Source organism: Streptomyces sp. MS191, assembly GCF_008042125.1.
In the GTDB taxonomy this organism is placed as follows: domain Bacteria; phylum Actinomycetota; class Actinomycetes; order Streptomycetales; family Streptomycetaceae; genus Streptomyces.
This window is the reverse complement of the sequence record NZ_RDBI01000040.1, coordinates 1059570-1086553: the sequence shown is the minus strand read 5'-3', so window position 1 is coordinate 1086553 and position 26984 is coordinate 1059570. Positions and strand designations below refer to the sequence as shown.

25 protein-coding genes and 1 pseudogene are annotated in these 26984 nt (G+C 73.1%); 9 read left to right on the top strand and 17 right to left on the bottom strand.

Features of this window, described 5'->3' with window-relative positions:
• Positions 1-66: 66 nt before the first annotated feature.
• From EAO71_RS11970 to EAO71_RS11955, 4 genes are all read right to left on the bottom strand, one after another.
• Entirely contained in the window at positions 67-741 is a 675-nt protein-coding gene (locus EAO71_RS11970) for an RlpA-like double-psi beta-barrel domain-containing protein (RefSeq protein WP_147977708.1), read from the bottom strand.
• A 64-nt stretch (positions 742-805) separates the two neighbouring features.
• Entirely contained in the window at positions 806-2260 is a 1455-nt protein-coding gene (pdxR, locus tag EAO71_RS11965; protein ID WP_147977707.1) for a MocR-like pyridoxine biosynthesis transcription factor PdxR, read from the bottom strand.
• Positions 2257-2733, bottom strand: a complete 477-nt coding sequence (locus EAO71_RS11960) for a MarR family transcriptional regulator (protein WP_147977706.1) — start codon at positions 2731-2733, stop codon at positions 2257-2259. The genes pdxR and EAO71_RS11960 overlap by 4 nt, the downstream gene beginning before the upstream one ends.
• A gap of 327 nt (positions 2734-3060) precedes the next feature.
• Positions 3061-3420, bottom strand: a complete 360-nt coding sequence (locus tag EAO71_RS11955) for an arsenate reductase family protein (protein ID WP_147977705.1) — start codon at positions 3418-3420, stop codon at positions 3061-3063.
• A 136-nt stretch (positions 3421-3556) separates the two neighbouring features.
• Between EAO71_RS11955 and EAO71_RS11950 the strand changes: the two genes are divergently transcribed.
• Entirely contained in the window at positions 3557-3832 is a 276-nt protein-coding gene (locus tag EAO71_RS11950) for a hypothetical protein (protein WP_147977704.1), read from the top strand.
• A gap of 111 nt (positions 3833-3943) precedes the next feature.
• Here EAO71_RS11950 and glnA read toward each other — a convergent pair whose 3' ends face one another.
• Entirely contained in the window at positions 3944-5353 is a 1410-nt protein-coding gene (glnA, locus tag EAO71_RS11945; protein WP_147977703.1) for a type I glutamate--ammonia ligase, read from the bottom strand.
• Positions 5354-5575: 222 nt separating this feature from the next.
• Between glnA and EAO71_RS11940 the strand changes: the two genes are divergently transcribed.
• Entirely contained in the window at positions 5576-6043 is a 468-nt protein-coding gene (locus EAO71_RS11940) for an RDD family protein (RefSeq protein WP_147977702.1), read from the top strand.
• A gap of 189 nt (positions 6044-6232) precedes the next feature.
• Here the strand turns inward: EAO71_RS11940 and EAO71_RS11935 are convergent, their stop codons facing one another.
• The 4 genes from EAO71_RS11935 to lipB all read right to left on the bottom strand — a co-directional run bounded on the left by EAO71_RS11935 (position 6233) and on the right by lipB (position 9523).
• A complete protein-coding gene (locus tag EAO71_RS11935) occupies positions 6233-6937 on the bottom strand; it encodes a DUF4191 domain-containing protein (protein ID WP_147977701.1) in 705 nt (234 codons plus the stop codon).
• A gap of 10 nt (positions 6938-6947) precedes the next feature.
• Positions 6948-7160, bottom strand: coding sequence for an SCO2195 family GlnR-regulated protein (locus tag EAO71_RS11930; RefSeq protein ID WP_147977700.1), 213 nt, complete (start codon positions 7158-7160; stop codon positions 6948-6950).
• Between the two features lie 420 nt (positions 7161-7580).
• Positions 7581-8534, bottom strand: a complete 954-nt coding sequence (gene lipA / locus EAO71_RS11925; protein WP_147977699.1) for a lipoyl synthase — start codon at positions 8532-8534, stop codon at positions 7581-7583.
• Between the two features lie 185 nt (positions 8535-8719).
• Positions 8720-9523: a lipoyl(octanoyl) transferase LipB gene (gene lipB / locus EAO71_RS11920; protein ID WP_147977698.1), complete on the bottom strand. Its 804-nt coding sequence runs from the start codon at positions 9521-9523 to the stop codon at positions 8720-8722.
• Between the two features lie 306 nt (positions 9524-9829).
• Here lipB and EAO71_RS11915 point away from each other — a divergent pair, with 306 nt between their 5' ends.
• Entirely contained in the window at positions 9830-11440 is a 1611-nt protein-coding gene (locus EAO71_RS11915) for a regulator (protein WP_147977697.1), read from the top strand.
• 160 nt (positions 11441-11600) lie between these two features.
• Here the strand turns inward: EAO71_RS11915 and EAO71_RS11910 are convergent, their stop codons facing one another.
• Together EAO71_RS11910 and EAO71_RS11905 are read right to left on the bottom strand one after the other, a co-directional pair.
• On the bottom strand, positions 11601-12908 hold the full coding sequence (locus tag EAO71_RS11910) for an NAD(P)/FAD-dependent oxidoreductase (protein ID WP_147977696.1): 1308 nt from the start codon (positions 12906-12908) through the stop codon (positions 11601-11603).
• Positions 12909-13173: 265 nt separating this feature from the next.
• Complete coding sequence (locus EAO71_RS11905) at positions 13174-14082, bottom strand: TIGR01777 family oxidoreductase (protein WP_147977695.1); 909 nt, start codon at positions 14080-14082, stop codon at positions 13174-13176.
• Between the two features lie 46 nt (positions 14083-14128).
• Between EAO71_RS11905 and EAO71_RS11900 the strand changes: the two genes are divergently transcribed.
• On the top strand, positions 14129-14629 hold the full coding sequence (locus tag EAO71_RS11900; RefSeq protein ID WP_147977694.1) for a GNAT family N-acetyltransferase: 501 nt from the start codon (positions 14129-14131) through the stop codon (positions 14627-14629).
• Between the two features lie 45 nt (positions 14630-14674).
• Here EAO71_RS11900 and EAO71_RS11895 read toward each other — a convergent pair whose 3' ends face one another.
• Complete coding sequence (locus EAO71_RS11895; RefSeq protein WP_459112778.1) at positions 14675-15391, bottom strand: TetR/AcrR family transcriptional regulator; 717 nt, start codon at positions 15389-15391, stop codon at positions 14675-14677.
• A 188-nt stretch (positions 15392-15579) separates the two neighbouring features.
• Between EAO71_RS11895 and EAO71_RS11890 the strand changes: the two genes are divergently transcribed.
• The 3 genes from EAO71_RS11890 (at position 15580) to EAO71_RS11880 (ending at position 19432) form a co-directional block, all read left to right on the top strand.
• Entirely contained in the window at positions 15580-16365 is a 786-nt protein-coding gene (locus EAO71_RS11890) for an SDR family NAD(P)-dependent oxidoreductase (RefSeq protein WP_147977692.1), read from the top strand.
• Positions 16365-17201, top strand: coding sequence for an SDR family NAD(P)-dependent oxidoreductase (locus tag EAO71_RS11885; RefSeq protein ID WP_147977691.1), 837 nt, complete (start codon positions 16365-16367; stop codon positions 17199-17201). The genes EAO71_RS11890 and EAO71_RS11885 overlap by 1 nt, the downstream gene beginning before the upstream one ends.
• Positions 17202-17350: 149 nt before the next feature.
• Positions 17351-19432: a SpoIIE family protein phosphatase gene (locus EAO71_RS11880; protein WP_261992103.1), complete on the top strand. Its 2082-nt coding sequence runs from the start codon at positions 17351-17353 to the stop codon at positions 19430-19432.
• Between the two features lie 55 nt (positions 19433-19487).
• Here EAO71_RS11880 and EAO71_RS11875 read toward each other — a convergent pair whose 3' ends face one another.
• Positions 19488-20006 carry a DUF4240 domain-containing protein gene (locus tag EAO71_RS11875; protein WP_147979246.1) on the bottom strand — a complete coding sequence of 173 codons (519 nt, stop codon included), beginning with the start codon at positions 20004-20006 and terminating at the stop codon, positions 19488-19490.
• Between the two features lie 99 nt (positions 20007-20105).
• Between EAO71_RS11875 and EAO71_RS11870 the strand changes: the two genes are divergently transcribed.
• The gene (locus EAO71_RS11870) at positions 20106-21023 is read left to right on the top strand and encodes an SDR family oxidoreductase (RefSeq protein WP_147977690.1); all 918 of its coding nucleotides are present in this window, start codon (positions 20106-20108) and stop codon (positions 21021-21023) included.
• On the opposite strand, the gene EAO71_RS11865 is transcribed toward EAO71_RS11870, so the two are convergent.
• The 4 genes from EAO71_RS11865 to EAO71_RS38720 form a co-directional block, all read right to left on the bottom strand.
• Positions 21014-21976 (bottom strand): helix-turn-helix transcriptional regulator, encoded by a 963-nt coding sequence (locus EAO71_RS11865; protein WP_147977689.1) that lies wholly within the window; start codon positions 21974-21976, stop codon positions 21014-21016. The two genes, EAO71_RS11870 and EAO71_RS11865, sit on opposite strands and share 10 nt — an antisense overlap.
• A 42-nt stretch (positions 21977-22018) precedes the next feature.
• The gene (gene aceE, locus EAO71_RS11860; RefSeq protein ID WP_147977688.1) at positions 22019-24715 is read right to left on the bottom strand and encodes a pyruvate dehydrogenase (acetyl-transferring), homodimeric type; all 2697 of its coding nucleotides are present in this window, start codon (positions 24713-24715) and stop codon (positions 22019-22021) included.
• A gap of 314 nt (positions 24716-25029) precedes the next feature.
• A complete protein-coding gene (locus tag EAO71_RS11855; protein WP_147977687.1) occupies positions 25030-25653 on the bottom strand; it encodes a GntR family transcriptional regulator in 624 nt (207 codons plus the stop codon).
• 141 nt (positions 25654-25794) lie between these two features.
• On the bottom strand, positions 25795-26691 hold the full coding sequence (locus EAO71_RS38720; protein ID WP_261992226.1) for a 2-oxo acid dehydrogenase subunit E2: 897 nt from the start codon (positions 26689-26691) through the stop codon (positions 25795-25797).
• Positions 26692-26737: 46 nt separating this feature from the next.
• Between EAO71_RS38720 and EAO71_RS38715 the strand changes: the two are divergent.
• Positions 26738-26984: pseudogene (locus tag EAO71_RS38715) on the top strand (FCD domain-containing protein); the annotation flags it as partial.

The window sequence follows — 26984 nt, the reverse complement described above, 5'->3', positions numbered from 1 at the left end:
GTGCGGGCGGAGGCTCCGGGGCCCGTCCCACGGGGCGCGCCGGAGCCTCCGCCCCTTCCTCCCTTCTCAGCCCACCCGCTCGATCCGGGCCTTCCGGATCAGGAACTTGCCCGGTTCACGGACCTGCTCGAAGGCCTCGTTGTTGAGCAGGACACAGCTTCCGGAGACGGAGGTGACCTCGACCGTCGTCGACTTGGAGTTGTCCAGGTTGGTCACCTTGAGCTTGGTGCCGAGCGGGAACTGGTTGCTGGACGCGGCCGGCGCCCCGCCCTCGCCGGACAGCGTCACCGTGGACCCGGCACAGACGACGTCCCCGCCCTGGCCGCCGCCCTGACCGCCCGCCCCCTGGCCCGCGCCGCCCTGTCCGCCGGCGGGCGGCGCAGGATTCGCCGCCGCGGGCGGGGCGGCCGGCGGTGCGGCCGGCGGGGCCGAGGGCGCCGCGCCGACCGTCATTCCCCCCGAACCGGAGCCCTCGGCGCACCCCGAGGCCACCTGCTTCCGCCGGATCTCCGCGAGCACCGCTTCCCGGTTGGCGATCCGCGCCTCCGACAGCGCGTCCGGTTTGGCACGCTGGTCCGCGATGAACGCCTCGTTGTTGGCGAACGCCGTGGCCAGACCGTCACAGGCCACCGACGCCTGGCTCGTCCCGGTCATCACCACGGCCGTGCCCCCGACGAGCACGGCCGCGCCTGCCAGCAGCGCGAGCTTCTTCTTCTGGCTGAGCGTTTTCCTGCGTGACACGTGAGGCTCCGTTCGTTTCCTGCGGTCCCTGTGGCGTCAGATACGCGGAGCGAGCCGGTTCCGCTCAATTCCCTTCGGGAGAAACCCCGTTGAGCGCCTCGGTGAGCGCGTCGCACAGGGCGTCCAGAGCCGCCTCGTACAGCCGGTCCGGAGGCGTCGCGTAGCCGACGACCAGGCCGTCCTGCCGTCCCGGCGCCACCGCCCGCGGATGCCGGTACCCGTCCAGACCCTCCACCGCGACCCCGCGCCGCGCCGCCGCCGCGACCGCCGCCCGCTCCGTGCCCGGCGGCAGCTCCACCACCGCGTGCAGCCCGGCCGCGATCCCGGTGACCCGTACCCGGGGCACCCGCGCGGCGAGCACCGCCACCAGCCGGTCGCGCCGCCCGCGGTGGTGCTGGCGCATGCGCCGCACATGGCGGTCGTACGCCCCCGACTCGACGAGGTCGGCGAGGGTGAGCTGGTCCGTGACGGAGGAGTAGGGCTCCCGTTCGCCCTTGGCCGCCACGACGCCGGGCACCAGCGCCGGCGGCAGCACGATCCAGCCGATCCGCAGCGCGGGGGAGAGGCTCTTGCTGACCGAGCCGACGAGGACCGTGCGGTCCGGGTCGAGGTCCTGCAGCGCGCCGACGGGACGGCGGTCGTAGCGGAACTCCCCGTCGTAGTCGTCCTCCAGCACCAGCCCGCCGGTCGTCCTGGCCCACTCGACGACCGCCGAGCGCCGCTCGGCGTGCAACGGCCCGCCGGTCGGGAACTGATGGGCGGGCGTCAGAAGCACCGCACCGACCCCGCGGGGGAGCCGGGACACCCGGGCGCCGTCCTCGTCCACGGCGACGGGCACGGTCCGGACCCCGGCCTCGGCGAGCAGCGCCCGGTGGAAGGGCAGCCCGTACGCCTCCACCGCCCAGGGCGTGCCGCCCGCGACCCGGGCGAGCAGCCGCAGCGCGTGTGCCGCGCCCGCGCAGACCACGATCCGCTCCGCCGTCGTCCGCACGCCCCGGACCCGCGCCAGATACCCGGCGAGCGCGCTCCGCAGCTCGACCCGCCCCTGCGGGTCGCCGATGCCGAAGACCTCGTGAGGCGCCGCCGTCAGCGCCCGCCGCGCCGAGGCCAGCCACGCCGCACGGGGGAAGCGGGCGGGGTCGGGCCTGCCCTGGACCAGGTCGTACGGAAGAGGGGCCGGCCCGCCCGCGGCGGGCCCGTCCGGCGCGGTCCCCGGTTCCCGGCCCGCGGACGCCGCCGTCGCCCGGGCGGCCACCCGGGTGCCGGAGCCCTGACGCGAGGTCAGCCACCCCTCGGCGACCAGCTCCGCGTAGGCGTCGGCCACCGTGTTCCGCGCCAGCCCCAGATCGGCGGCGAGCGACCGGTAGGGCGGGAGCCGGACCCCGGGGGCCAGCCGCCCGCTGCGCACGGCCTCCCGCAGGGCGCGGATCAGGACCGCCCGCCGGCTCCCGGTGCCGGTCAGCTCCAGATGCAGATCGGCCCCGAGGACCTCGGCGACCTCGCTCCACGTACCCGTCACGGTGTGGCCGTACCTTCGGGAGCCGGGCCCTGCGGCCCGGCCAGGAGGTCCCGGACACCGGTGAGGAAGCCGCGCACGGCCGCCCGCTCCTTGCCGTCGAAGGCCCGCGGCAGCGCGACGGATCCCCCGATCTGCGGCCCGAAGCGCGCCTGCCCCGGCTCCTTGGCCCCGTCCTCGACCCGCAGCAGGACCCGCCGCCGGTCGCGTGCGTCCCGCACCCGGGCGACGTGACCGAGCCGTTCCGGCCGGTCGATCAGGGCCGTCGTCCCGGCGGAGTTGAGCCCGAGCCGCGCCCCGAGGCCGCCCGCCGTGGCGTCGACGCCCGCGCGCTCGGCGTCGAGCAGACAGATCAACGCCCGCACGTCCGTGTGATGCATGCCGTGCCGCTCGGCGAACTCGCCCTGCCGCAGGCCGTACTCGACGGTGACGGCGCGCAGCAGGTGGAAGATCTCCCGCCCGGGTTCCTCGGACACGTGATCCCCTTCGACCTCGACGCGTGTCGTCTCGCCCGGCGAGATTATCGGCCGGCCGCCCTGTCCCCGCCGACCCTGCTCCTGACGGCCGGGCGGAGCAGGGCGCACGACGTCGGCCGTGTCGAGGCCCGGGCGCGGGCGGCCGTCCCCGGTCTGGAGGCGGAGAGGCTGCCCGACGCCACCCACCACACCCTTCCGGTCGGTGCCTCGCCGGCGAGGAACGAACGGATCGCCGCCTTCCTCTCCCGGTCACGGCCCCGGGGCGCCCGGCGACGGCCCCCGGGCGCCCCGGGCGTGACGGGCCGGTGAGCGAAGGGCGCGACGGGGTCAGCGGCCGAGGGCGTCCCGGACGGCCTCCTCGGTCCGCCCGACCACGGCCGTGCCGTCCTCGGCGGTGATGATGGGCCGCTGGATCAGCTTCGGGTGGGCCGCCAGCGCCTCCACCCAGCGGTCCCGGTTCGCCGCGTCCTTCGGCCACTCCTTCAGCCCCAGCTCCTTGGCGGCGTCCTCCTGGGTGCGGGTGATGTCCCAGGGCTCGAGGCCGAGCCGTGCCAGGACGGCCCGGATCTCGTCCGGATCGGGCACGTCCTCCAGGTAGCGGCGCACGGTGTAGTCGGCACCCTCCGCGTCGAGCAGGGTGAGGGCGCTGCGGCACTTGGAACAGGCGGGGTTGATCCAGATCTCCATGCCGCCAACCTACCGCGCGAAGACCCGTCAAACCCCCTCTGGCCAGGGATGATTGTCAGTGGGCGCGGGTAAAATCACTAGTGAAGGTGAGGGTCCCGGGGAGGGCCCGCACCCACCGTTCGCCAGGAGGTCGCCCATGGCCGTCGCCACGATCCGGACACCGTCAGTCGAACCCTGGAAGCCCCTTCGGAAGCAGCCGCTCCCCGCGGGCCGTCCCCGCGAGTGGTACATCACCCACAACCGCCGCCTGAAGGCCATGCGCCTGGCGATCGCCCTGCTCGACGCGGGCGTCCACCACCCGGCCAAGGCGGGGAACGCGAAGATACGCGCCGCGGCCGAGCTGCTCGGCATCCACCCGCCCTCCGACACCACCTGCCAGATGGTCCGCGCCCTGATCCGCTACGGCCGCTGACCCCGATCCGCTCGACGCACGACGAGGGCCGCCGCCCCGGAATCCCGGGACGGCGGCCCTCGTCGTCGTCGTCAGCCGGCCGGTCGCCCGGCCGGCTGACGATTCGGCGGTCTAGAGGTCGTAGTACAGCTCGAACTCGTGCGGGTGCGGACGCAGCTGGATCGGCGCGATCTCGTTGGTCCGCTTGTAGTCGATCCAGGTCTCGATCAGGTCGGAGGTGAAGACACCGCCGGCCTGGAGGTACTCGTTGTCCGCCTCCAGGGCCTCGAGGACCGCCGGGAGCGAGGTCGGCACCTGGGCGACGCCCGCGTGCTCCTCCGGGGCCAGCTCGTACAGGTCCTTGTCGATCGGCTCGGCCGGCTCGATCTTGTTCTTGATGCCGTCGAGGCCCGCGAGGAGGAGGGCGGAGAAGGCGAGGTACGGGTTCGAGGACGGGTCCGGCGCGCGGAACTCGACGCGCTTGGCCTTCGGGTTCGAGCCCGTGATCGGGATGCGCATCGCGGCGGAGCGGTTGCGCTGCGAGTAGACCAGGTTGACCGGGGCCTCGAAGCCGGGGACCAGGCGGTGGTAGGAGTTCACCGTCGGGTTGGTGAACGCCAGCAGCGACGGGGCGTGCTTCAGGATGCCGCCGATGTAGTAGCGGGCGGTGTCCGAGAGGCCGGCGTAGCCCTGCTCGTCGTAGAACAGCGGGTCGCCGKTCGACCACAGCGACTGGTGGACGTGCATGCCCGAGCCGTTGTCGCCGAAGATCGGCTTCGGCATGAAGGTCGCGGTCTTGCCGTTGCGCCAGGCGACGTTCTTCACGATGTACTTGAAGAGCATCAGGTCGTCGGCCGCGGCGAGCAGCGTGTTGAACTTGTAGTTGATCTCGGCCTGGCCGGCGGTGCCGACCTCGTGGTGCTGGCGCTCGACCTGCAGGCCGACGTTCTCCAGCTCCAGGGAGATCTCGGAGCGCAGGTCGGCGAAGTGGTCGACCGGCGGGGCCGGGAAGTAGCCGCCCTTGTAGCGGACCTTGTAGCCGCGGTTGTTCTCCTCCGCACCGGTGTTCCAGGCGCCGGCCTCGGAGTCGATGTGGTAGAAGCCCTGGTTCGCCGAGGTCTCGAAGCGCACCGAGTCGAAGACGTAGAACTCCGCCTCGGGGCCGAAGTAGGCGGTGTCGGCGATGCCGGTGGAGGCGAGGTACGCCTCGGCCTTCTTGGCGATGTTGCGCGGGTCACGGCTGTACTGCTCGCCCGTGATCGGGTCGTGGATGAAGAAGTTGATGTTGAGCGTCTTGTCCCGGCGGAACGGGTCGAGACGGGCGGTCGACAGGTCCGCGCGCAGCGCCATGTCCGACTCGTGGATCGCCTGGAAGCCGCGGATCGACGAACCGTCGAAGGCGAGCTCGTCGGCCGGGTCGAACGCCGTCGCCGGGATGGTGAAGTGCTGCATCACTCCCGGAAGGTCACAGAAACGGACGTCGACCATCTTGACGTCGTTGTCCTTGATGAACTTCTTGGCCTCGTCGGCGTTCTGGAACATCCAACTCCTCCTACTCCCGGCCCGGGGGTGGGGCGGGGTTGCAGCTTGGTCGTGCGGCCAGTGCGGTGGCACACGCTGGACCCGACCATAGGCAGACGGGATTTCTCAAGCATGACCCATTTGTTTCGCCCAAGTTAACCGGGCTGGGCCTGACCGGCATCGCGGAGCGCCGTGGCGGACCCGGGCCGAAGTGATCAAAAACGGGCGCAGTACCGTGGACGCGTGGACAACAGGCAAGCAATGGGATCGTGGCTCTCGGGACCCCGCGCGGCGGCCGAGGACGCAGGCGTCGACTTCGGTTACCGGGGGGAACAACTCGGCCTCCCCGAAGAGGGGCCGGGCTCCATCGCCCGCCCGGGCCGGCGGATCGGCGCCCTCGTCGTCGACTGGGCGCTGTGCATGCTGATCGCATACGGCCTCGTCACCCATGGCTACAACCAGGCGACGGGCAACTGGGCCCTGGTCATCCTGCTCGTCCTGAGCGTGCTCACGGTCGGAACCATCGGCTCCACCCCCGGCAAGAAGATCTTCGGCCTCCGCGTCGCCTCGGTGAACGGCGGACGCCTGGGCGCGATCCGCGTGGTGATCCGCAGCGTGCTCGTCTGCCTCGCCATCCCGGCCCTCATCTGGGACCGCGACGGCCGCGGCCTCCACGACCGCCTCGCGGGCGCCGTCCAGGTCCGTATCTAGGTCGGCCCGGGCCCCACGGGCCCCGGACCCCGGCACACGGCCCACCGGGCCCGTACACGTCCCCCACGGGACGGTGCGGGCCCGTCGTGCGTCCGGGCGGTGCCCCCGGGAAGCCTCGGGCAGAGGGAAGGGCGCCCCGGAACCTCTCGGTTCCGGGGCGCCCTTCGTGTGTCGGAGGTCTCGGCGTGCTCAGCGCATCTTTCCGCCGCGCGGCATCCGCATGCCCTTCGGCATCGGACCCTTCGGCAGCGGCATGTTGCTCATCAGGTCGCCCATCGCCCGGAGCCGGTCGTTGGCGACCGTCACCTGCGGGCCGCTGAGCACCCGCGGCAGCTTCAGCATGGTCGTCCGGACCTTCTTCAGCGGCACCTGGCCCTCGCCCTCACCGACGATGATGTCGGTCACCGGGACGTCGACGACGATGCGCGCCATCTTCTTCTTCTCGGCGGCCAGCAGCGTCTTGAGCCGGTTCGGGTTGCCCTCGGCCACCAGCACGATGCCGGCCCGGCCGACCGCGCGGTGCACGACGTCCTGGTTGCGGTTCATCGCGACCGCGGGGGTCGTCGTCCAGCCGCGCCCGACGTTCTGCAGGACCGCCGCGGCAGCGCCCGGCTGGCCCTCCATCTGCCCGAACGCGGCCCGCTCGGCACGCCGCCCGAAGATGATCGCCATCGCGAGCAGCGCCAGGACGAAGCCCAGAATGCCCAGGTAGACCGGGTGACCGATCAGGAAGCCGATCGCGAGGAGGACACCGAGTACGACGATGCCCACGCCCGCGACGACAAGCCCGACCTTCGGGTCGGCCTTTCGGGTCATCTTGTACGTGAGGGCGATCTGCTTCAGTCGCCCCTGGTTCGCAGCGTCGCCGCTGCTCGTGTTTGCCTTCCTCGCCATGCCCTGAAGTTTACGTGGCCCGCGAAGCGTGACCAGCCACGGCCTCCAGCACGTGCTGTGCCTCGACCCGGTCCTTGGCCCGGCGGCGGTCCTCCAGGACGGAGTTCCAGGCGTTTCGGCGGGCGGTCCGCTGTCCGCTGCCGAGCAGCAGCGCCTCGACGGCCTTCAGGGCGTCGGTGACGGACGGGATCGCGGTGGCGCGGACGTGTGTCGCGGCCTGCATGACGGGGTCCTCCCTCAAGTACGGATCAGATGAGAGGTGGGGGCGAGCGGGGATGTGGCGGTGAGTGAAGCCAGGCTCACAGACTGGTGTTACCAGTGCGTGACTCGGTGGTCAAACACTGATGAAACGTTGATGCGGCCATTCGCCGGAACCCGGGGACGACGACGCGGCCCGTGCACCCCGCCTGAGCTGCGGGGGTGCACGGGTCGCGCGGAATCCGGCCACTACCGGCCGGTAACAACTTGTGCGCCGATTCACACGCTCGCGGCGCCGCTGCGGGCGTGTGCCCGCCCTCGTTCCTCGGGCAGACCCGGACCCTACGCTCCGGCTCGGCTCCGCTGCTCTGTGCCGAGGGTCGCGCTGCGGCTCGCCACCGCTGCGGGCGTGTGCCCGCCCTCGCTCCTCGGGCGGACCCGCACCCTACGCTCCGGCTCGGCTCCGCTGCTCCATGGCCTGCTGGTAGAGGCGGCCGGCCCGGTACGAGGAACGGACCAGCGGACCCGACATCACGCCGGAGAAGCCGATCTCGTCGGCCTCCTCCTTCAGCTCCACGAACTCCTGCGGCTTCACCCAGCGCTCCACGGGGTGGTGCCGCACGGACGGACGCAGGTACTGCGTGATCGTGATCAGCTCGCAGCCGGCGTCGTGCAGCTGCCGCAGCGCCTCGCTGACCTCCTCACGGGTCTCGCCCATGCCGAGGATCAGGTTCGACTTCGTGACCAGACCGTAGTCACGCGCCTTCGTGATGACGTCCAGCGAACGCTCGTAACGGAAGCCCGGACGGATCCGCTTGAAGATCCGCGGCACCGTCTCCACATTGTGCGCGAAGACCTCGGGACGGGAGTCGAAGACCTCCTTCAGGAGCTCCGGCACCGCGTTGAAGTCGGGGGCCAGCAACTCGACCTTCGTCCGGCCGTCGCCACGGCCCGCGGTCTGCTCGTGGATCTGGCGCACCGTCTCCGCGTACAGCCACGCGCCGCCGTCCTCCAGGTCGTCGCGGGCGACGCCGGTGATCGTGGCGTAGTTCAGGTCCATCGTGACGACCGACTCGCCCACCCGGCGCGGCTCGTCACGGTCGAGCGCCTCGGGCTTGCCCGTGTCGATCTGGCAGAAGTCGCAGCGCCGCGTGCACTGGTCGCCACCGATGAGGAAGGTGGCCTCGCGGTCCTCCCAGCACTCGAAGATGTTGGGACAGCCCGCCTCCTGGCAGACCGTGTGCAGGCCCTCGCTCTTCACGAGACCCTGCATCTTCGTGTACTCGGGGCCCATCTTCGCCCGGGTCTTGATCCACTCGGGCTTGCGCTCGATGGGGGTCTGGGCGTTACGGACCTCCAGGCGCAGCATCTTGCGTCCGTCGGGTGCGACTGCGGACACGACCGGCTCCCTGTAGCTTCGATTCTTCGGCGCACACCAGGGTACGCCCGTTGTTCGTACGGTTTTACGTCTGGCCAACCTGTGGCCATGGCCCGGCATTCCCACCGGGCGGTCCGGCGGACCATCCCGGTCCGGTCCCTCGGACCGGTTCCGGCGGGGCTTCCGCCCGCCTCCCGGCCCCGGGCCTAGGCCGGCGCCGTCTCGCGCTCGATCTCGCGCGGCTTCAGCTCCGCGTTCTCCAGGACCGCCCTCAGGTGCTTCTCCACCACCGGCAGAACCTCCTCGATCGTGACCTCCCGGCCCAGCTCGCCGGCGAGCGAGGCCACGCCGGCGTCCCGGATCCCGCACGGGATGATCCGGTCGAACCAGGTGTTGTCCGGGTTCACGTTCAGAGCGAAACCGTGCATCGTGACGCCCTTGGCGACCCGGATGCCGATCGCCGCCAGCTTCCGGTCCTCACGGCGCTGGCCGGCGTTGGACGGAGCGTACTCCGGGCCGTTCAGGCGGGGATCGAACTCCTCGTCGGTCAGCCGCGGGTCGAAGTCGAGCGAGAGACCGCCGAGCGCCGGACGCTGCTCGACCGGGTCGCCCAGCACCCACACGCCGCTGCGGCCCTCGATCCGGGTCGTCGTCACGCCGAACTCGGCGGCGGTGAGGATCAGCGCCTCCTCCAGGCGGCGGACGTGCGCGACGACGTCGACGGGGCGGGGCAGCTTCATGATCGGGTAGCCGACCAGCTGGCCCGGGCCGTGCCAGGTGATCTTGCCGCCGCGGTCCACGTCCACGACCGGGGTCCCGTCCAGCGGGCGCTCGCTCTCGGCCGTCCGGCGGCCCGCGGTGTAGACGGGCGGATGCTCCAGGAGCAGACAGGTGTCGTCGATCTCGTCGGCGAACCTGGCCGCGTGCACCTCGCGCTGCTTGTCCCAGGCCGCCCGGTACTCGACGGCCTCGTCGCCGAAGCCCAAGCGGACGAATCGCAGCTCACTCACGGCAATGCCTCCTCCTGAGTGCCGGACGCCGGCACGCGGGGATCGTCCCGGCCGGCACGGCACCATGCGTCATTCGCGCCCATGCCACTGTACGGCGGCGGCGCGGACACCCGTTCGGCAGGTGCGAGAGCACGGGAGCGGGTGCATACGTCAGCTACGTCAGCGACGCCCCCAATCCTCACACGATCGGATGAATGTGGGGCGAAGGTGGCGGTACAGGCGGTGGAGCCCGCTAAATTCACGCCGTTCCATGAGGGCCCACACGGGTTGCCACCCGGGCCCGGAAGGCAGGAGACCGCACAGCTGATGACGGAACGACCTCCGCAGCGCACCCCGAACCGCCAGCTCGCCGCGCTCATCGCCGAAGCCGGTTTCTCCAACGCGGGCCTGGCCAGAAGGGTCGACCAGCTCGGTCTGGAGCACGGGCTCGACCTGCGGTACGACAAGACGTCCGTGACCCGCTGGCTACGCGGCCAGCAGCCGAGGGGCACGACGCCCGCCCTGATCGCCGAGGTCTTCACCCGCCGCCTGGGCCGCCGGCTCTCCGCCCAGGACCTCGGGCTCGACGCCTGCGCGCCGGTCTACGCCGGGCTGGAGTTCGCGGCGACGCCCGAGGAGGCCGTCGACATCGTCAGCGGGCTGTGGCGGAAGGACTCCGGCAGCCAGGCCGAGCTCCGCAAGATCGCCTTCACCCCGGCGGGGCTCGTCGTCCCGAGCCGGGACTGGCTGATCGGCCGGGCCGACGAACGGGTGGCCCGCGGGGAGGCGGCCGGCCCGCCCGGACGGGTCGGCACGGACGGCCGGACCGGCGCCGAGGCGCGCGCGGCGGGACTCGGCGGCGCCGACCGGCGGCCCGGTGCCGCGGTCGGTCTGGAGACCCGTCCGGGACTCGGCGCGGGCCCGGAGGCGGGCCGGTTCGTCGGCGACGGGCGACGGCCGCCCCAGGACCCGCGCGTCCCGGTGCAGGGACGCGCGTCGGTGCCGCGTCAGCGGGGCGGCGAGCGGGCACCCGGGCAGCGCGTCTCCGGCGGTGACATCGCGGCACTGCGCTCGGTCGCCGAGCTCTTCCGCACCCTCGACCACGCCTACGGAGGCGGCCACGCCCGCCAGGCCCTCGTCCGCTACCTGGAGCACGAGGCGGAGCCGATGCTGCGGGGCACGTACGGGGAGTCCGTCGGGCGCCGCCTGTTCGGCGCCGCCGCCGACCTCACCCGGCTGGCCGGCTGGACCTCGTACGACATCGCGGCCCACGGTCTCGCCCAGCGGTACTTCGTCCAGTCGCTGCGCCTCGCGCAGGCGGCCGGAGACCGCGCCTACGGCTCGTACGTCCTGATCACGATGAGCCGTCAGGCGGTCTACCTCGGCCACGGGCGCGAGGCGGTGCAGCTCGCCCGGGTCGCCCAGCAGGGCGTCGGGTCCGCGGCGCCGCCGGTCGTCCAGGCACTGCTGCACGCGGTGGAGGCGCGGGCCCACGCGGTGCTGGGGGAGGCGCGGGCGTGCAGCGCCTCGCTCGCCCGGGCCGAGCGGGCCCTGGAGGCGGCCCGGCCGGGTGACGAGGTGCCGTACTGGGCACGGTCGTTCGACGAGGGTCAGCTGGCCGACGAGTTCGGCCACTGCCACCGGGACCTCCAGCAGTACCGGCCGGCCGCGCAGCACGCGGAGCGGTCCCTCCAGCTCCGCGCGCCCGGCTTCGCCCGCAGCCGCCTCTTCTGCCGGGTCGTGCTGGCCACGGCGCGGCTGGGCCTGGGCGAACTGGACCAGGCGTGCGCCCTGGGCGCGGAGGCGGCCCAGCAGGCCTCCGAGATGCGTTCGGCGAGGGCGGTGGAGTACATCCGCGACTTCGAACGGCGGCTGGAGCCGTACCGCGACGCGGCGGCGGTCCGCACCTACCGCGACCGCGTCGCCGCGATCGGCTGACGGGCCCGCGGGCCCTCGTCGGCGGACCCCGCCGGCCGGCACCGCTCGGGTCGAGGGCGGCCCGGCCGCCCTCTCCACGGACCACCCCGGAGCCCCGGTGCGGCGGGGCTCCGGGGTCGGGGGAGCGCCGGCGCGGATCCGCTCCGGCCCTCCCCGCCCGCTACGCCACCGCGTCCAGGGGCGGGGTCTCCCGGTGCGAGGAAACGCCCAGGTCCGCCAGGAGCGCGTGGGCCGCGCGGCGGCCCGAGAGCAGGGCCGACTGCGGGGTGCCCGCGTCACGGTGGTCGCCGCAGACGTAGAGCCCCGCGAGCAGCCTGACCGGCCGCCGCGGGTCGTACGGCGGGGGCATCGCCGGGATCGCGTCCCGGGTGTGGTGCATGCCGAGCAGCTCCCACTCGTCCGTCGACGTGCCGTACAGCGTCGCGAGGTGCTTGCGGACCCGGCGGTCCGCGTCGTCCGGCGGGGTGCCGAGGACCGTCGAGGTGACCAGGGTCCGGCCCCGGGGCGCGCGCGTGGGGTCGACCGCGCTCATCACCGCCGAGTGCGCGACCGGGCCGCCCGGGTCGGACTCCAGGACCAGGACCGGTTCGGAGGTGGGGGCCGCCGGCGCGGTGTGGTGCAGGACGGTCACCGCGTGGAAGGAGGGCGCCCGCAGCCCCGGCAGCAGCTCCGCCGCGGTACGGGCCCCGGTCGCCACGACGACCGAACGGCAGCCGAACCCGCCGTGGTCCGCCGTCATGACGCCGTTCGCGGAGACCTCGGTGACCCGGACTCCCGTACGGACCGTGCCCGGCGGAAGCGTCGCCGCGAGCAGCGCGGGCACGGCGTCCGAACCGCCCTCCGGAACGCACAGCCGTCCCCGTGCGAACGCCCGCAGCGCGAGGTCGGCCACGCGCCGCGAGGTGGTGAGGTCGGGATCGCCCAGCAGCGCGGCGAGCAGCGGGCGCAGGAACCCCTCGACGGTGCGGGCGGGCAGACGGGCCGTCAGCGCCTCGCGGGCGGTCCGCTCCTCGCGCGTCAGCAGTCGCTGCGCGGGGGTGGCGGCCAGGCGCGTCAGGGCGGCGCCCAGACGGGCCTGATCGAGCGAGGCGGCCGGATTTCGGGGGGCGCTCGCCAGGGCGCGCGCCATCGTGAACGCTCCCCTCACGCTCCCCGGCTCGCCGGTCCTGACGTAGCGTCCGTCACTGTGCAGCAGGGCCCCGGGCGCGAACGACCGCAGGACGAGCCCGTCGAGGCCCGGGTTGCGGCGCAGTTCGGCGTACGAGGTGGTCAGCAGTGGCCCGACCCGGTCGAGCCGGAAGCCGTCGACGTCGTCGGTGACCATCCTGCCGCCCATCCGTGGCCCGGCCTCCAGGACGGTGACGCCGACTCCGGCGCCGGTCAGCCGGTGGGCGGCCATGAGCCCCGCGATCCCGGCTCCGACGACGACGACGTCCGTGTGGTGTGCGTGGCGTGCGGTACTGAGCACGTGCCCCTCCCCAGGTCGGCGCGGCTGGTGGGAGGCCTATGCCCCCAACAGACCCTCGGAATGCCCGAGTTCGCATTCAGGGACCGACAAGCCTAGGCAGCGCTCCCACGGCCGCCAGCCGCGCGTGCCGGGGTGCACGCAGCACGGGGTCGCACAGGTGTCCGCCCCCATGCCTCCCGACCGGGGAGTTTTCCGGCCACGCGCGCTCTCCGGAAGCGTGCTCCCGCGCTCCCGGGCCGTCCGCGTACCGGAGGGGTCCGGGACCTCAGGCCGCCGCGCGGATCGCGTCGTCGATCGTCGGGAAGGCGAAGTCGAACCCCGACTCCAGCAGGCGCGCCGGCAGCACCCGCTGACTGCCCAGCACGTCCTGGGCGAAGTCCCCGAGGACCGCCCTCAGGGCCGACGCGGGCACGGTGAACAGGGTCGGCCGGTGCAGCACCCGGCCCATCGCGGCCGTCACCTCGCGGTTGGTGACCGGCTCGGGCGCGGTCAGGTTCACCGGCCCCGAGACGGAATCGGTGTCGATCAGGTGGCGGAGGGCGGCCACCTCGTCGTGCAGCGAGATGAAGCTCCAGTACTGGCTGCCGTCGCCCATCCGGCCGCCGACCCCGGCGCGGAAGATGGGGAAGAGCCGCCCCCAGGCGCCGCCCTCGCGGGCCACGACCAGGCCCGTGCGGGCGTACGCGACCCGGATGCCGGCCTCCTCGGCCGGAGCCGCCGCCGCCTCCCACTCCACGCACACCGAGGGCAGGAAGCCCTCGCCCGCGGGGGCGCTCTCGTCCACCGCGCGCGAACCGGTGTCGCCGTAGTAGCCGAGCGCCGTGCCGCACACCAGGACCTTCGGCGGCTCCGCGAGCGAGGCGAGGGCCTGGGCGATCGCCGTCGTGCCGAGCACCCGGCTGTCCCGGATCTCCTTCCTGTACTCCTCGTTCCAGCGCCGCTCGCCGACCCCGGCGCCCGCCAGGTGCACGACGGCGTCGACGCCGACGAGGCCGGCGGTGTCCACGTGGAGCCGTGCGGGGTCCCACTCGACCTCGTCGGCGGCCTGCGCCGGGCGCCGGACGAGACGGAGGACGTCGTGGCCGTCGGCGCGCAGGGAGCGCACCAGGGCCGTGCCGATGAGTCCGGAGGCGCCGGTGACGGCCACCCGCGTACGGGAACGAGAGCGCTGCATGGGGACATCCTGCCCTTCCCGAGCGCCTCGTGGCACAGTGGCCGTCATGATCGCGCCGGAGACGCTGATACGCCTCGCCCGTCCCGCGGACGAGAAGGCCCTCGGGGAACTGGACCGCGCCACCTGGTCCACGCTGCACGCCGTGCAGCCGCCGCCGCGCGCGCCGTACCCCCCGTTCTTCGACGAGCGGCACCTGCCCGAGCACTACCTGGTCGCCCAGCGGGGCGAGGAGGTCGTCGGCTACCTGCGCCTGGTGCCGGCCACCCCGCTCGCCTGCAACGCGCACGTCCGCCAGATCCAGGGACTCGCCGTCGCCGAGAGCGCCCGGGGCCGGGGCGTGGCCCGCGCCCTGCTGCGCGCCGCCCTGGCGGAGGCCCGCCGGCAGGGCGCCACCCGGATCACCCTGCGCGTCCTGGGTCACAACGCGCCGGCCCGCGCGCTCTACGCCTCGGAGGGCTTCGCCGTCGAGGGCGTCCTGCCCGGCGAGTTCCTGCTGGACGGCGCGTACGTCGACGACGTCCTGATGGGCCGCCCGCTCGACGCGTGACCGCCGCCGTGCCGCCGCCCGCCGCACCCGCCCGGCGGCCGGTGCTCAGTCCCGGTCGCGGTCCGGTGCCGCGCCCGGTGTGAGATCCGCGGTCGTGCCCGGTCCGGTGTCCGGCGCCGCGCCCGTGCCCGCCTCCGGCCCCAGCAGCCGCATCCCGCCCATCAGTTCCCGCAGGCACCGGACCGCGAGCCCGGCCGGTGCGCCCGGGCCGCGGACGGGCGCGTCCGTCTCCGCCCAGGTCTCCAGCGCGATCCGGATCGCGTCCGTCGCCGCCGCCGCCGTCAGCCGGACCCCCAGCGGATCGGCGTCCGGGCCGGCGAGCGCGGCGACGACGGAGCGCAGTTTCTCCTCGGACTCCTGGTTGACCCGGTACCAGACGGCCCGCAGTGCCGGGTCCTCCGCGGCGGCCCGGAGCAGACCGCGCGTCCAGCGCAGCCCCTCGGCGGCCTCCTCGTCGGCCGCGGCGAGCGACTCGGCGACCGAGCGCTCCAGCGCCTCGGGCAGCGCGGCCCCCGGCTCGGTCGCGGCCAGCCGCTCCCGCCAGCGGTCCGCGCCGACCGCGAGGAGCGGGGCGACGGCGTCCTGCTTGGAGCGGAAGTAGCGGTAGAAGGTGCGCAGGGCGACCCCGGCCCGGTGGGAGATGTCCTCCGCCGTCGTGCCGTCCGGGCCGCGCTCGGTGAAGAGCTCGGCGGCGGCACGCGCGATGTCGAGCTGCGTGGCCGCCTTGCGGCGCTCGGTCAGGGAGAGGGGCTTGGTGCTCACCGTACGAAGCCTACGCCGTACCCCTGCCATGCGTGCACTTCGTGCAGCTATGGCAAAACGTGCCATGCGCGCGTACGGTGGCACCTACATCGAGTGCGCCGCGCACCGAGCACGCGAGACCCGGGCCGCACCGGGCCGCCGAGTACACCGAGCACACGGCAGCGAGCCGTCGAGAGGTCGGACAGGACATGAACCGCTACGAAGGACGCCGCGCACTGGTCACCGGCGGCGGATCGGGCATCGGCCAGGCCACCGTGCTGCGCATGCTCGCCGAGGGCGGCCGTGTCGTCGCCGCCGACATCAGCGAGGCCGGCCTGAAGGACACCGAGGCGCGGGCCGGCGCGCACGCGGACCGCCTGACCAGCGTCGTCCTGGACGTGGCCGACGAGGCGTCCGTACGCGCGGGCGTCGCCGCCGCCGTCGAGGCGCTCGGCGGCCTGGACGCCCTGGTCAACGCCGCCGGCATCCTGCGCTCCTCGCACACCCACGAGACCGGTCTCGACGCCTTCGAGCAGGTCGTCCGGATCAACCTCACCGGCACCTTCCTCGTCATCCGCGAGGCGATACCCGCTCTGCTGGAGGGCGACGGCGCCGCCGTGGTCAACTTCTCCTCCACCTCGGCGGTGTTCGCCCACCCGTACATGGCGGCGTACGCGGCCAGCAAGGGCGGCATCCAGTCCATGACCCACGCCCTCGCCGCCGAGTACGCCCGGCAGGGCATCCGCTTCACCGCCGTGCAGCCCGGCTCCATCTCCTCCGGCATGACCGACGGCACCGGCGCCAGCCGGCAGAGCGTCGGCCCCGGCCTGCCCGAGGACGCCGACCTCTCCCTCTTCATGAAGCTCGCCCCGGCCCTCGGCCAGGGCTTCGCCGGCCCGGAGACCGTCGCCGGCGTCGTCGCCATGCTCGCCTCGGAGGACGGGAAGTTCATCACCGGCACCGAGGTCAGGATCGACGGCGGGACGCACTTCTGATGTCCTCCCTCGCCGCCCGCGTCTTCGGAGGCCGCACCGCCGTCATCACCGGCGCCTCCTCCGGCATCGGCGAGGGCCTCGCCCGCCACGCCGCCCGGCTCGGCATGCGGCTGGTCCTGGCCGACATCGCCGCCGAACGCCTCGCCGCCGTCGCCGACGACCTGCGCGCGAACGGCACCGAGGTGGACGCCGTCGTCACCGACGTGGCCGACCCCGCCGCCGTCGAGGCCCTCGCCGACCGCGCGTACGGCCGCTTCGGCACCGTCGACCTGCTGGTCAACAACGCCGGGATCATGACCCTGGGCTACTCCTGGGAGATCCCGGCCGAGCGCTGGGACGCGATGCTCCGCGTCAACGTCGGCGGCTGCGCCCACGGCATCCGCGCCTTCGTCCCGCGCATGCTGGAGCGCGGCGAGCCGGCCTGGGTGGTGAACGTGTCGTCGATCGGGGGTCTGCTGCCCAGCCCGCTGATGGCCCCGTACAGCGCCACCAAGTTCGCCGTGCTCGCGCTCACCGAGTCGCTGCACCACGAGATGAGGATGAAGGACGCGCCCGTCCGGGTCTCCGTCGTCACCCCCGGCGCCGTCCGGAGCGAGATCTTCCGGGCAGCCCGCCCCGACCCGGCCGAGGCCCCCGAGGTGACCGGGTTCGCCGACCGCATGCAGGCACTGAGCGACGAGCACGGGCTCACTCCGCGGGAGCACGCCGAGCGGGTCTTCGAACAGGTCGCGGAGGGCAGGTACTGGGTCGTCCCGCAGCCCGAGACCCTCCGCGCCGCCCTGCCCGCGCGCACGGAGATGATCGTCGGCCAGGTGGACCCGCGGCTCCCGGACTGACGGGCGCACCGGACCGGCGCGGACCCGGGGTGGGACCCCCGGGCCCGCGCCCCCGTGACCGCGTACCTCACCGCCCGGACGGGTCGCCACCGGGCGGTGACTGGTTCGCGGCGTGCCCCGGGCTGATACTGGGAGGGGCTCTCAAGGTCATGGATGCCAGTGGTGGACGCCCGGTGGCGGCGCAGACGATGACCGACGGACCGGGCGTGGCCCGGGGTGCCGGCGGGTGGCTGGGAGCCGTCCCGGTGGCCCTCGCGGCGACGGACCCGGACGGCCGGATCGTGCACTGGGACCCGGTGGCGGAGGAGCTGCTCGGATACCGGGCGCGGGACGCCGTCGGGCGGCACGTGGTCGAGCTGCTGCATCCGGACGCGGACCGGAGCCTGGGCCGGTCCCTGTGGGAAGGGGCGGCGGCCGGGCACGGCGTGATGGGCTCCGTGACGGCCTGGCACCGCGACGGCCGGCCCGTGGAGCTGGAGATCTGGGCGCGCCCGGCCGGTGCCGGCGCCGACGCGGGGGTCCTCGTGTTCGCCGCCGAGGCGCACTCCTCGGCCCGCGTGCGCGGCTCCTCGGTGGTGTGGGACGGCCTGTTCTCGCACTCCCCGGTCGGGATCGCGGTCTTCGACACCGGTCTCAGGTTCCTGCGGGTGAACGCGGCTCTGCAGCGGATGAACGGCCTGCCCGAAGCCGCGCACGCCGGACTGACCCTGCCGCAGGTGCTGCCCGAGGTGAACGCGCGCGAGATGGAGGCGGTGATGCGCCGCGTCCTGGACACGGGCGAGCCGGTGGTCGACTTCCGCCGGGTCGGCCGCACCCCCGCCCAGCCCCGGCGGGAGGGCGTGTGGTCCGTGTCCTTCGTGCGGCTGGAGGACGCGGACGGCCTGCCCGTGGGCATCGCGGCCTCGATGACGGACATCACCGCCGTCGAGGGGACCAGGATGCAGGCGGAGGAGGCGCGCGCCCGCCTGGCCCTGCTGAACGAGGCCAGCATCAAGATCGGCACGACGCTCGATCTGGAGCGCACCGCCCAGGAACTGGCCGACGTCGCCGTCCCCGGCCTTGCGGACGCCGTCACCGTCGATCTGCTCGAATCGCTCACCGAAGGCGGCGAGGTCGGGTACGGCCTGGTCGGCGGCGCGGCACTGCGACGCCTCGGCAAGGCACCCCGCGCCGGATCCCTGGTCGCCGGCGTCCTCGCACCGCTCGGCCGGACCCTGCAGTTCCCCTCCGCGGCGCCCTACACCCAGGCCCTGGCCCGGCGCCGGCCCTACCTGCTCACCGAGCTCGACGAGAAGGTCGTCGCCGCGGCCGCGCCGTACTCGGACACGCCGAGGAAACTGCTGCTGCTGGGCGTCCGTTCCTTCCTGATGGTGCCGCTGATCGCCCGGGAGATGGTCCTGGGGCTCGCCACCTTCTACCGCACCGGCGAGCAGCCGCCCTTCGACAGCACCGACGTGGAACTGGCCGGTGAACTGGCCGCCCGGGCGGCCGTGTGCGCGGACAACGCGCGCCTGTACGGCCGCGAGCACGACACCGCCGTGGCGCTCCAGCGCAGCATGCTGCCCCAGCACATCACCCCGCCGGCGGGCATCGAGATCGCCCACCGCTACCTGGCGGCGAGCGACGTCAACGAGGTCGGCGGCGACTGGTACGACGTCGTGCCCCTCTCCGGGGGCAAGGCCGCCCTGCTGATCGGGGACGTCATGGGCCACGGCACCGCCGCCGCGGCCGTCATGGGACGCCTGTCCTCCACCGTGCGGGCCCTGGCCCGTCTCGACCTGGAACCCGTCGACGTGCTCATGCAGCTGGAGGCGGTGCTGGACGACCTCGCCGAGCCGATGCTGGCGACCTTCCTCTACGCCATGTGCGACCCGGCCACCGGCCGCTGCCGGATCACCCGGGCCGGGCATCCGCCGCCGGCCGTCGTCACCCCCGACGGCCGGGCCCGTCTGCTGGACCTGCCGGCCGGCGCCCCGCTCGGCATCGGCGGCATCACGTTCACCACCAGCGACGTCAGCCTGCCCCCGGGGAGCCTCCTCGTCCTGTACACCGACGGACTCGTCGAGGCCCGCGGTACGGACATCGACGCACGCCTCGACGAACTCGTCCGCCGGCTCGCCGACCCCGGGCCCTCGCTCGACGACCTGTGCGACATGATCGTCACCCGCCTGGTGCCCGGCCCGCCCGACGACGACATCGCCCTCCTCGTCGCCCGCATCGGCACTCCCTGAGCGCCACCGTCCCGCGCCCGGCAGGCCACGCGAGACGGGCAGGACCGGCCGGACGCTACGCCCCGAAGCGCTCCCACAGGCGCGGGAAACGGGTCGCGAGCACCCCGTCGTCCTCCAGGTCGAAGGCGCCGCCCTCCGGCTCGGCCGGCTGCGGGGGGATCCCCAGATCCGGCGCCTCGGCGCCGGTCAGCTGCTCGTACGCCTCGTCCGCGGCGAACCCGAGCTCCTCGCCGTCCCCGTCGATCTCCTCGTCGAACTCGCCGAGCAGCTCCGCGAGCGAGTCCGGATCGTGCACCCCGCCCTCGAAGACCTCCCGGCCCTGGCCGATCAGCCAGCAGCGGAAGTAGTCGAAGGCGTCGTCGCTCGCACCGTCGAGCAGCACCGCCGCCGCACCCCACAACTCCCAGGAGTAGGCCCGGTGGTAGCGGGCCTCGAAGTGGCGGGCGAAGTCGAGCACGGAGTCCGGGTCGAGCTGCAGGAGCCGTTCCACGAGCAGGTCGGCCTGATCCTCGGGGTCGCCCTCGGCGGCCTCGCGGCTGGAATCGATGATCTCCCAGAACTCCGTCTCGTCCATCACGGGACAAGCATCGGCCCTGGCAGGGGGCGACGCACCCGGAAACACCCAAAATCAATCCGGACAGAAGATGTCGTACTTTCCTGTCACGCTCGATCCATGACGACTGAACCGAAGCCGCTCGGCGGCAGGATCGCACTGGTCGCGGGCGCCACACGAGGCGCGGGCCGGGGTATCGCCGTACAGCTGGGCGCGGCGGGCGCCACCGTGTACGTGACCGGGCGCACCACGCGCGAGAAGGCCAGCGAGGTCGGCCGGACGACGGAGACCGTCGAGGAGACGGCCGAGCTGGTGACGGCGGCAGGCGGCAAGGGCATCGCCGTGCCCACCGACCATCTGGAGGTCGACCAGGTCGAGGCGCTGATGGCGCGCATCGACCGGGAGCAGGGCCGGCTCGACGTCCTCGTCAACGACGTCTGGGGCGGCGAGCACCTGATCGAGTTCGACAAGAAGGTGTGGGAGACGGACCTGGCGGCCGGCCTGCGGATGCTGGAGCTCGGCGTGCGGACGCACGCGATCACCTCCCGTCTCGCGGTACCCCTCCTGATCAGGCACCCCGGCGCTCTGGTCGTCGAGATGACCGACGGCACGGCGGACTACAACACCCGCTTCCGGATCAACTTCTTCTACGACCTGGCGAAGAACGCCCCGATCCGGATGGCGTTCGCGCTCGCCCACGACCTGAAGGACGTCGGCGGCACCGCCGTCGCGCTCACACCGGGATGGCTGCGCTCGGAGCAGATGCTCGCCGCCTTCGGGGTCACGGAGGAGAACTGGCGCGACGCCGTCGAGAAGGTCCCCGGCTTCGAGATCGCCGAGTCCCCTGCCTACGTCGGCCGCGCGGTGGCCGCCCTCGCCGCCGACCCCGAGCGGGCCCGCTGGAACGGCCGGTCGCTCGACAGCGGGAGCCTCGCCAGGGAGTACGGCTTCACGGACGCCGACGGCTCCCGGCCGGACGCCTGGGGCTACATGATCGCGGGCGAGACCGGGAACCCGGACGTGGCGGACTACCGGTAGAGCGCCGCGAGAGCCCGTGACGCCTCGGCCAGACGGGACCGCAGGGACTCCGGGCCGAGGATCTCCGCCTCCGGGCCCAGGGAGAGAAGCTGACCGAAGGCGACCTCCTCGTTCTCCACGGGGAGCGTCGCCGTCACGCGGCCCTCGGCGTCCGTCGAGCCGCCCGCCAGCGCCTCCTCGGCCGCCGCGCGGTCCGTCACGTACGGCAGCCGGCGCGCCCCCGCCGGTGTGAGGCGCAGCACCACCTCGGCGCGCAGGATCGACCGGGCGAACTCCGCCGCGCGCTCGGCCCAGAAGGCCGGCAGGTCGAACCCCTCGTCCCGTACGAAGCGTTCCCCGGTGAGGGCGACGGCCGTGAAGCGGTCCATCCGGTACGTCCTGAAGGCCGTGCCGGAACGCGCGCACAGGTACCAGACGCCCGCCTTCAGGACGAGCCCGTACGGGGACAGCTCGCGCTCCACCTCGCGGTCGCCGCGCCGGTAGCGGGCGGAGATCGTCCGGTCGCCCCAGACCGCCTCCGCGACCGGCGGCAGCCACTCCGGTGTCGCCGGCTCCTGGTACCAGCCCGGAGCGTCGAGCAGGAAGCGCTGCGCCGCCGAGTCCGGGGCGTCGCGCAGCGAGGGCAGCAGTGCCGCCGAGACCTTGAGCCGGGCGGCCGAGGCCGCGTCCTCCAGCCCCATGTCCCGCAGCGCGCCCGGCAGTCCGGACAGGAACAGCGCCTCGGCCTCGCCGCGCGCCAGACCGGTCAGCCGGGTCCGGTAGCCGCCGATCAGCCGGTACCCGCCGGCCCTGCCCCGGTCCGCATACACCGGAACCCCCGCCTCCGAGAGGGCGAGGGCATCGCGGGTGACGGTCCGTTCGGACACCTCCAGCTCCTCGGCCAGTTCCGCGGCCGTCATGGAGGCACGCGACTGGAGCAGCAGGACCATCTTGATCAGCCGGGCGGCACGCATGAATCCATCATGCGTGCCGCCACCGACAGCCGGACCGGGGAACTACAGGCCGTAGCGCTCGCGCGCCTCCTTCACGGCCGAGGCCGGGACCTCGCCGCGACGGGCGAGCTGGGCGAGGGCCGCGACCACGATCGACTGCGCGTCGACACCGAAGTGGCGGCGGGCCGCGTCACGCGTGTCCGACAGACCGAAGCCGTCCGCGCCGAGCGAGGACCAGTCCTGCTCGACCCACTGCGCGATCTGGTCCGGGACCTGGCGCATGTAGTCGGAGACGGCCAGGACGGGGGACTCCACGCCCTCCAGCGCCGTGCGGATGTACGGCACCCTCTCCTCGCCGCGCAGGAGCGCCGCGTCGGCCTCCAGCGCGTCGCGCCGCAGCTCCGTCCAGGAGGTGGCGGACCACACGTCGGCGCCCACGCCCCACTCCTCGGCGAGCAGCTTCTGCGCCTGCAGGGCCCAGTGGATCGCCGTGCCCGAGCCGAGGAGCTGGATCCGCGACGGGTCCGCCGGCAGGTCGAGGCCCGCGGACTCCGCCGTGTTGAAGCGGTACAGACCCTTGACGATGCCCTCGTCGATCCCGGCGGGCTTGGCCGGCTGCGGCATCGGCTCGTTGTAGACGGTGAGGTAGTAGAAGACGTCCTGGTCCTCGCCCGGAGCCGCCTCGCCGTACATGCGGCGCAGGCCCTCCTTGACGATGGCCGCGACCTCGTAGGCGAACGCCGGGTCGTAGGTCAGCGCCGCCGGGTTGGTCGCCGCGATGACCGGGGAGTGGCCGTCGGCGTGCTGCAGACCCTCACCCGTCAGGGTCGTACGTCCCGCGGTGGCGCCGACGAGGAAGCCGCGGCCCAGCTGGTCGCCGAGCTGCCACATCTGGTCGGCGGTCCGCTGCCAGCCGAACATCGAGTAGAAGATGTAGAAGGGGATCATCGCCTCGCCGTGCGTGGAGTACGCGGTGGAGGCGGCGATGAAGTCGGCCATCGAGCCGGCCTCGGTGATGCCCTCGTTCAGGATCTGGCCGTTGACGGCTTCCTTGTAGTACATCAGCTGGTCGCGGTCGACCGGCTCGTACGTCTGGCCCTTCGGCGAGTAGATGCCGAGCGACGGGAACAGCGACTCCATGCCGAAGGTGCGGGCCTCGTCCGGGACGATCGGGACCCAGCGCTTGCCGGTCTCCTTGTCGCGGACCAGGTCCTTGACCAGGCGGACGAACGCCATCGTGGTCGCCATCGACTGCGAGCCGGAGCCCTTGTCGAAGGCGGCGAACGACTTGTCGGCCGGGGCCGGCAGCGGGGAGAGGGCGTGCGTGCGGCGGGCCGGTGCCGGGCCGCCGAGGGCCGCGCGGCGCTCCTTCAGGTAGCGGACCTCGGGGGAGTCCGCGCCGGGGTGGCCGTACGGCACCACGCCGTCGACGAACTGCGCGTCCGAGATCGGCAGGCCGAGCAGGTCCCGCATGTTCTTGAACTCGTCCACCGAGAGCTTCTTCATCTGGTGGTTCGCGTTCTTCGAGGCGAAGCCCTCGCCGAGGGTGAAGCCCTTCACGGTCTGCGCGAGGATGACCGTCGGCGCGCCCTTGAACTCCAGGGCGGCCTTGTAGGCGGCGTACACCTTGCGCGGCTCGTGGCCACCGCGGGAGAGGTGGAAGCACTCCAGGATCTTGTCGTCGCTGAGCAGCTGCGCCATCGCGACGAGCGCCGGGTCCTTGCCGAAGAAGTCCTGGCGGATGTAGGCGGCGTCGCGGGTCTGGTAGGTCTGCACCTGCGCGTCGGGGACCTCGCGGAGCCGGCGGACCAGCGCACCGGTGGTGTCGAGCTGGAACAGCTCGTCCCAGGCGCCGCCCCACAGGGACTTCACGACGTTCCAGCCGGCGCCGCGGAACTGGGCTTCCAGCTCCTGCACGATCTTGAAGTTGGCGCGGACCGGGCCGTCGAGGCGCTGCAGGTTGCAGTTGATGACGAAGGTCAGGTTGTCCAGACCCTCACGGGCCGCCAGCGCGAGGGCGGCGGTCGACTCGGGCTCGTCCATCTCGCCGTCACCGAGGAACGCCCACACGTGCGAGGCGGAGACGTCCTTGATGGAGCGGTTGGTCAGGTAGCGGTTGAAGCGCGCCTGGTAGATCGCCGAGAGCGGGCCCAGGCCCATGGAGACGGTCGGGAACTCCCACAGCCAGGGGAGGCGGCGCGGGTGCGGGTAGGAGGGCAGGCCCTTGCCGCCCGACTCCTGCCGGAAGTTGTCGAGGTGCTCCTCGGTGAGGCGCCCGTCGAGGAAGGCGCGGGCGTAGATGCCGGGGGAGGCGTGGCCCTGGATGTAGAGCTGGTCGCCGGAGCCGTCCCCCTCCTTGCCCTGGAAGAAGTGGTTGAAGCCGGTCTCGTAGAGCCAGGCCGCGGAGGCGAAGGTGGCGATGTGGCCGCCGACGCCGTGCTTGGCGCCGCGGGAGACCATCGCGGCGGCGTTCCAGCGGTTCCAGGCGGTGATCTTCCGCTCCATCTCCTCGTCACCGTCGATGACGGGCTCCGCGGAGGTGGGGATGGTGTTGACGTAGTCCGTCTCCAGCAGCTTGGGCAGGGCCAGGCCGGCGCCCTCGGCGTGCTGGAGCGTGCGGCGCATCAGGTAGGCGGCCCGGTGGGGGCCGGCGGCCTTGGTGACGGCGTCGAGGGAGGCCGCCCACTCGGCGGTCTCCTCGGTGTCACGGTCCGGGAGCTGGTCGAGCTCACTCGGAATCTTGCCTACGGGATCGGTCATGATCGCCGCCTTCCGGACAGATGGGGGTGGAGAAGGGGTGCCTTGTCTGGCAGGACAGGGCGAAGGCCGGGGTTGCGGCCCGCCGAAGACTCTAAGCCGCCGATCGATGATCGATCAAAGGGTTGAAGGGGAAAACCTCTTCAGATCGAGAAAGTCGGCACAGGGTGCCGCGAAACTGGGCACCCGGTGCCTTGTTTTCGCAGGTGAGGGGCCGGATGAGGGGGTGCCCGCACGAATGAGCGAAGCCCCGCCGGGGGCGGGGCTTCGGAGGGGGGAGGGAGCTTCGCGACCGGGTGGGAGGCCGGCAACACTCCCTAGGCCCGCGGGGCGCAGCCCAGGACGTGGGCCTTCACCAGCGCGCCGATGTTCGGGTCCCCGCGGCGGAAGGCCTCCACGAGCTCCTGGTGCTCCTCCGCGTACGACTTCTGGACCGTGCCGAGCCAGCGGATCGACAGGGCCGTGAAGACCTCGATGCCCAGGCCCTCCCAGGTGTGCAGCAGCACGCTGTTCCCGGCCGCCTTCACCAGCTCGCGGTGGAACGCCACGGTGTGCCGCACCTGCGACGTCCCGTCGGCGGTGCGGTCCGCCTCGTACAGGGCCGTGACGTGCGGCTCCAGGGCCGAGCAGTCGGCCGCGAGCCGCCCCGCCGCCAGCTCGGCCGCGATCTGCTCCAGACCGGCCCGGACCGGGTAGCTCTCCTCCAGGTCGGCCGCCGTGAGGTTCCGTACCCGTACGCCCTTGTTGGGCGCCGACTCGATCAGGCGCAGCGACTCCAGCTCGCGCAGCGCCTCCCTGACCGGCGTCTGGCTGACCTCCAGCTCGGTGGCGATCCGTCGCTCCACGATCCGCTCGCCCGGCTTCCAGCGCCCGCTGACGATGCCCTCCACGATGTGCTCGCGGATCTGCTCGCGAAGCGAGTGGACGACAGGGATGGTCATGGAGCAGCTCCTTAGGGAGGGCGTTGACCTCTAGACAATACGGCGGCGCCCCCGTCCGGAAACACTGCCGGACGGGGGCGCTGCTGGTGAGGCTTGTTACAGCTCAGTAGCTTGCGCTTCCGGGCTGCGGGCCTCCGGGTTTCACAGGCCGAGCTCGACCTCGAACTCGCCGGCCTCGAGGATCGCCTTGACCGCGGTCAGGTAGCGGGCGGCGTCCGCGCCGTCCACCAGACGGTGGTCGTAGGAGAGCGTCAGGTAGGTCATGTCGCGCACGCCGATGACGGTGCCCTCGGCGGTCTCGATGACGGCGGGACGCTTCACCGTGGCGCCGATGCCCAGGATGGCGACCTGGTTCGGCGGGACGATGATCGTGTCGAACAGCGCACCGCGCGAGCCGGTGTTGCTGATCGTGAAGGTCGCACCGGACAGCTCGTCCGGCGTGATCTTGCTGGCGCGGACCTTGCCCGCCAGGTCGGCCGTGGCCTTGGAGATGCCGGCGATGTTCAGGTCGCCCGCACCCTTGATGACCGGCGTCATCAGACCCTTCTCGGAGTCCACGGCGATGCCGATGTTCTCCGAGTCGAAGTACGTGATGGTGCCCTCGTCCTCGTTGATCCGGGCGTTGATGACCGGGTGGGCCTTCAGCGCCTGGGCCGCCGCCTTCACGAAGAACGGCATCGGGGACAGCTTGACGCCCTCACGGGCGGCGAAGGAGGCCTTCGCCTGCTCGCGCAGCCGCATCAGCTTGGTGATGTCGACCTCGACGACCGAGGACAGCTGGGCCTGGCCGTGCAGCGCCTTCATCATGTTGTCGCCGATGACCTTGCGCATGCGGGTCATCTTGACGGTCTGACCGCGCAGCGGGGAGACCTCGAGGGCCGGGGCCTTCGACGCGGCCGGAGCGGCGGCGGGGGCCGGGGCGGCCTTCTTGGCCTCGGCGGCCGCGAGGACGTCCTGCTTGCGGATGCGGCCGCCGACGCCGGAGCCCTTGACCGACGCGAGGTCGACACCGTTCTCGGTGGCGAGCTTGCGGACCAGCGGGGTGACGTAGGCGCCGTCGTCCGCCGGCTGAACGGCGGGGGCGGCGGCCGACCTGGAGGAGAGCTACCCGGTCCGGGCCGGTCTGGAGCAGATCGCGGCCGAGCTGGCGGCGGGGCGGCTCGCGGCCGACTGCTCGGCCCTGGAGCCGCACGTCACGGCCCTGTACGAGGCGGACCGCACCGCCGACGGGACGTCGCAGGTGCGGCACACCGTGGCGTTCCACCGCGAGCTGGTGAAGGCGGCCGGGAACAGCGTGCTGCTGCACACCTGGGAGGGCCTGGGCATCGAGG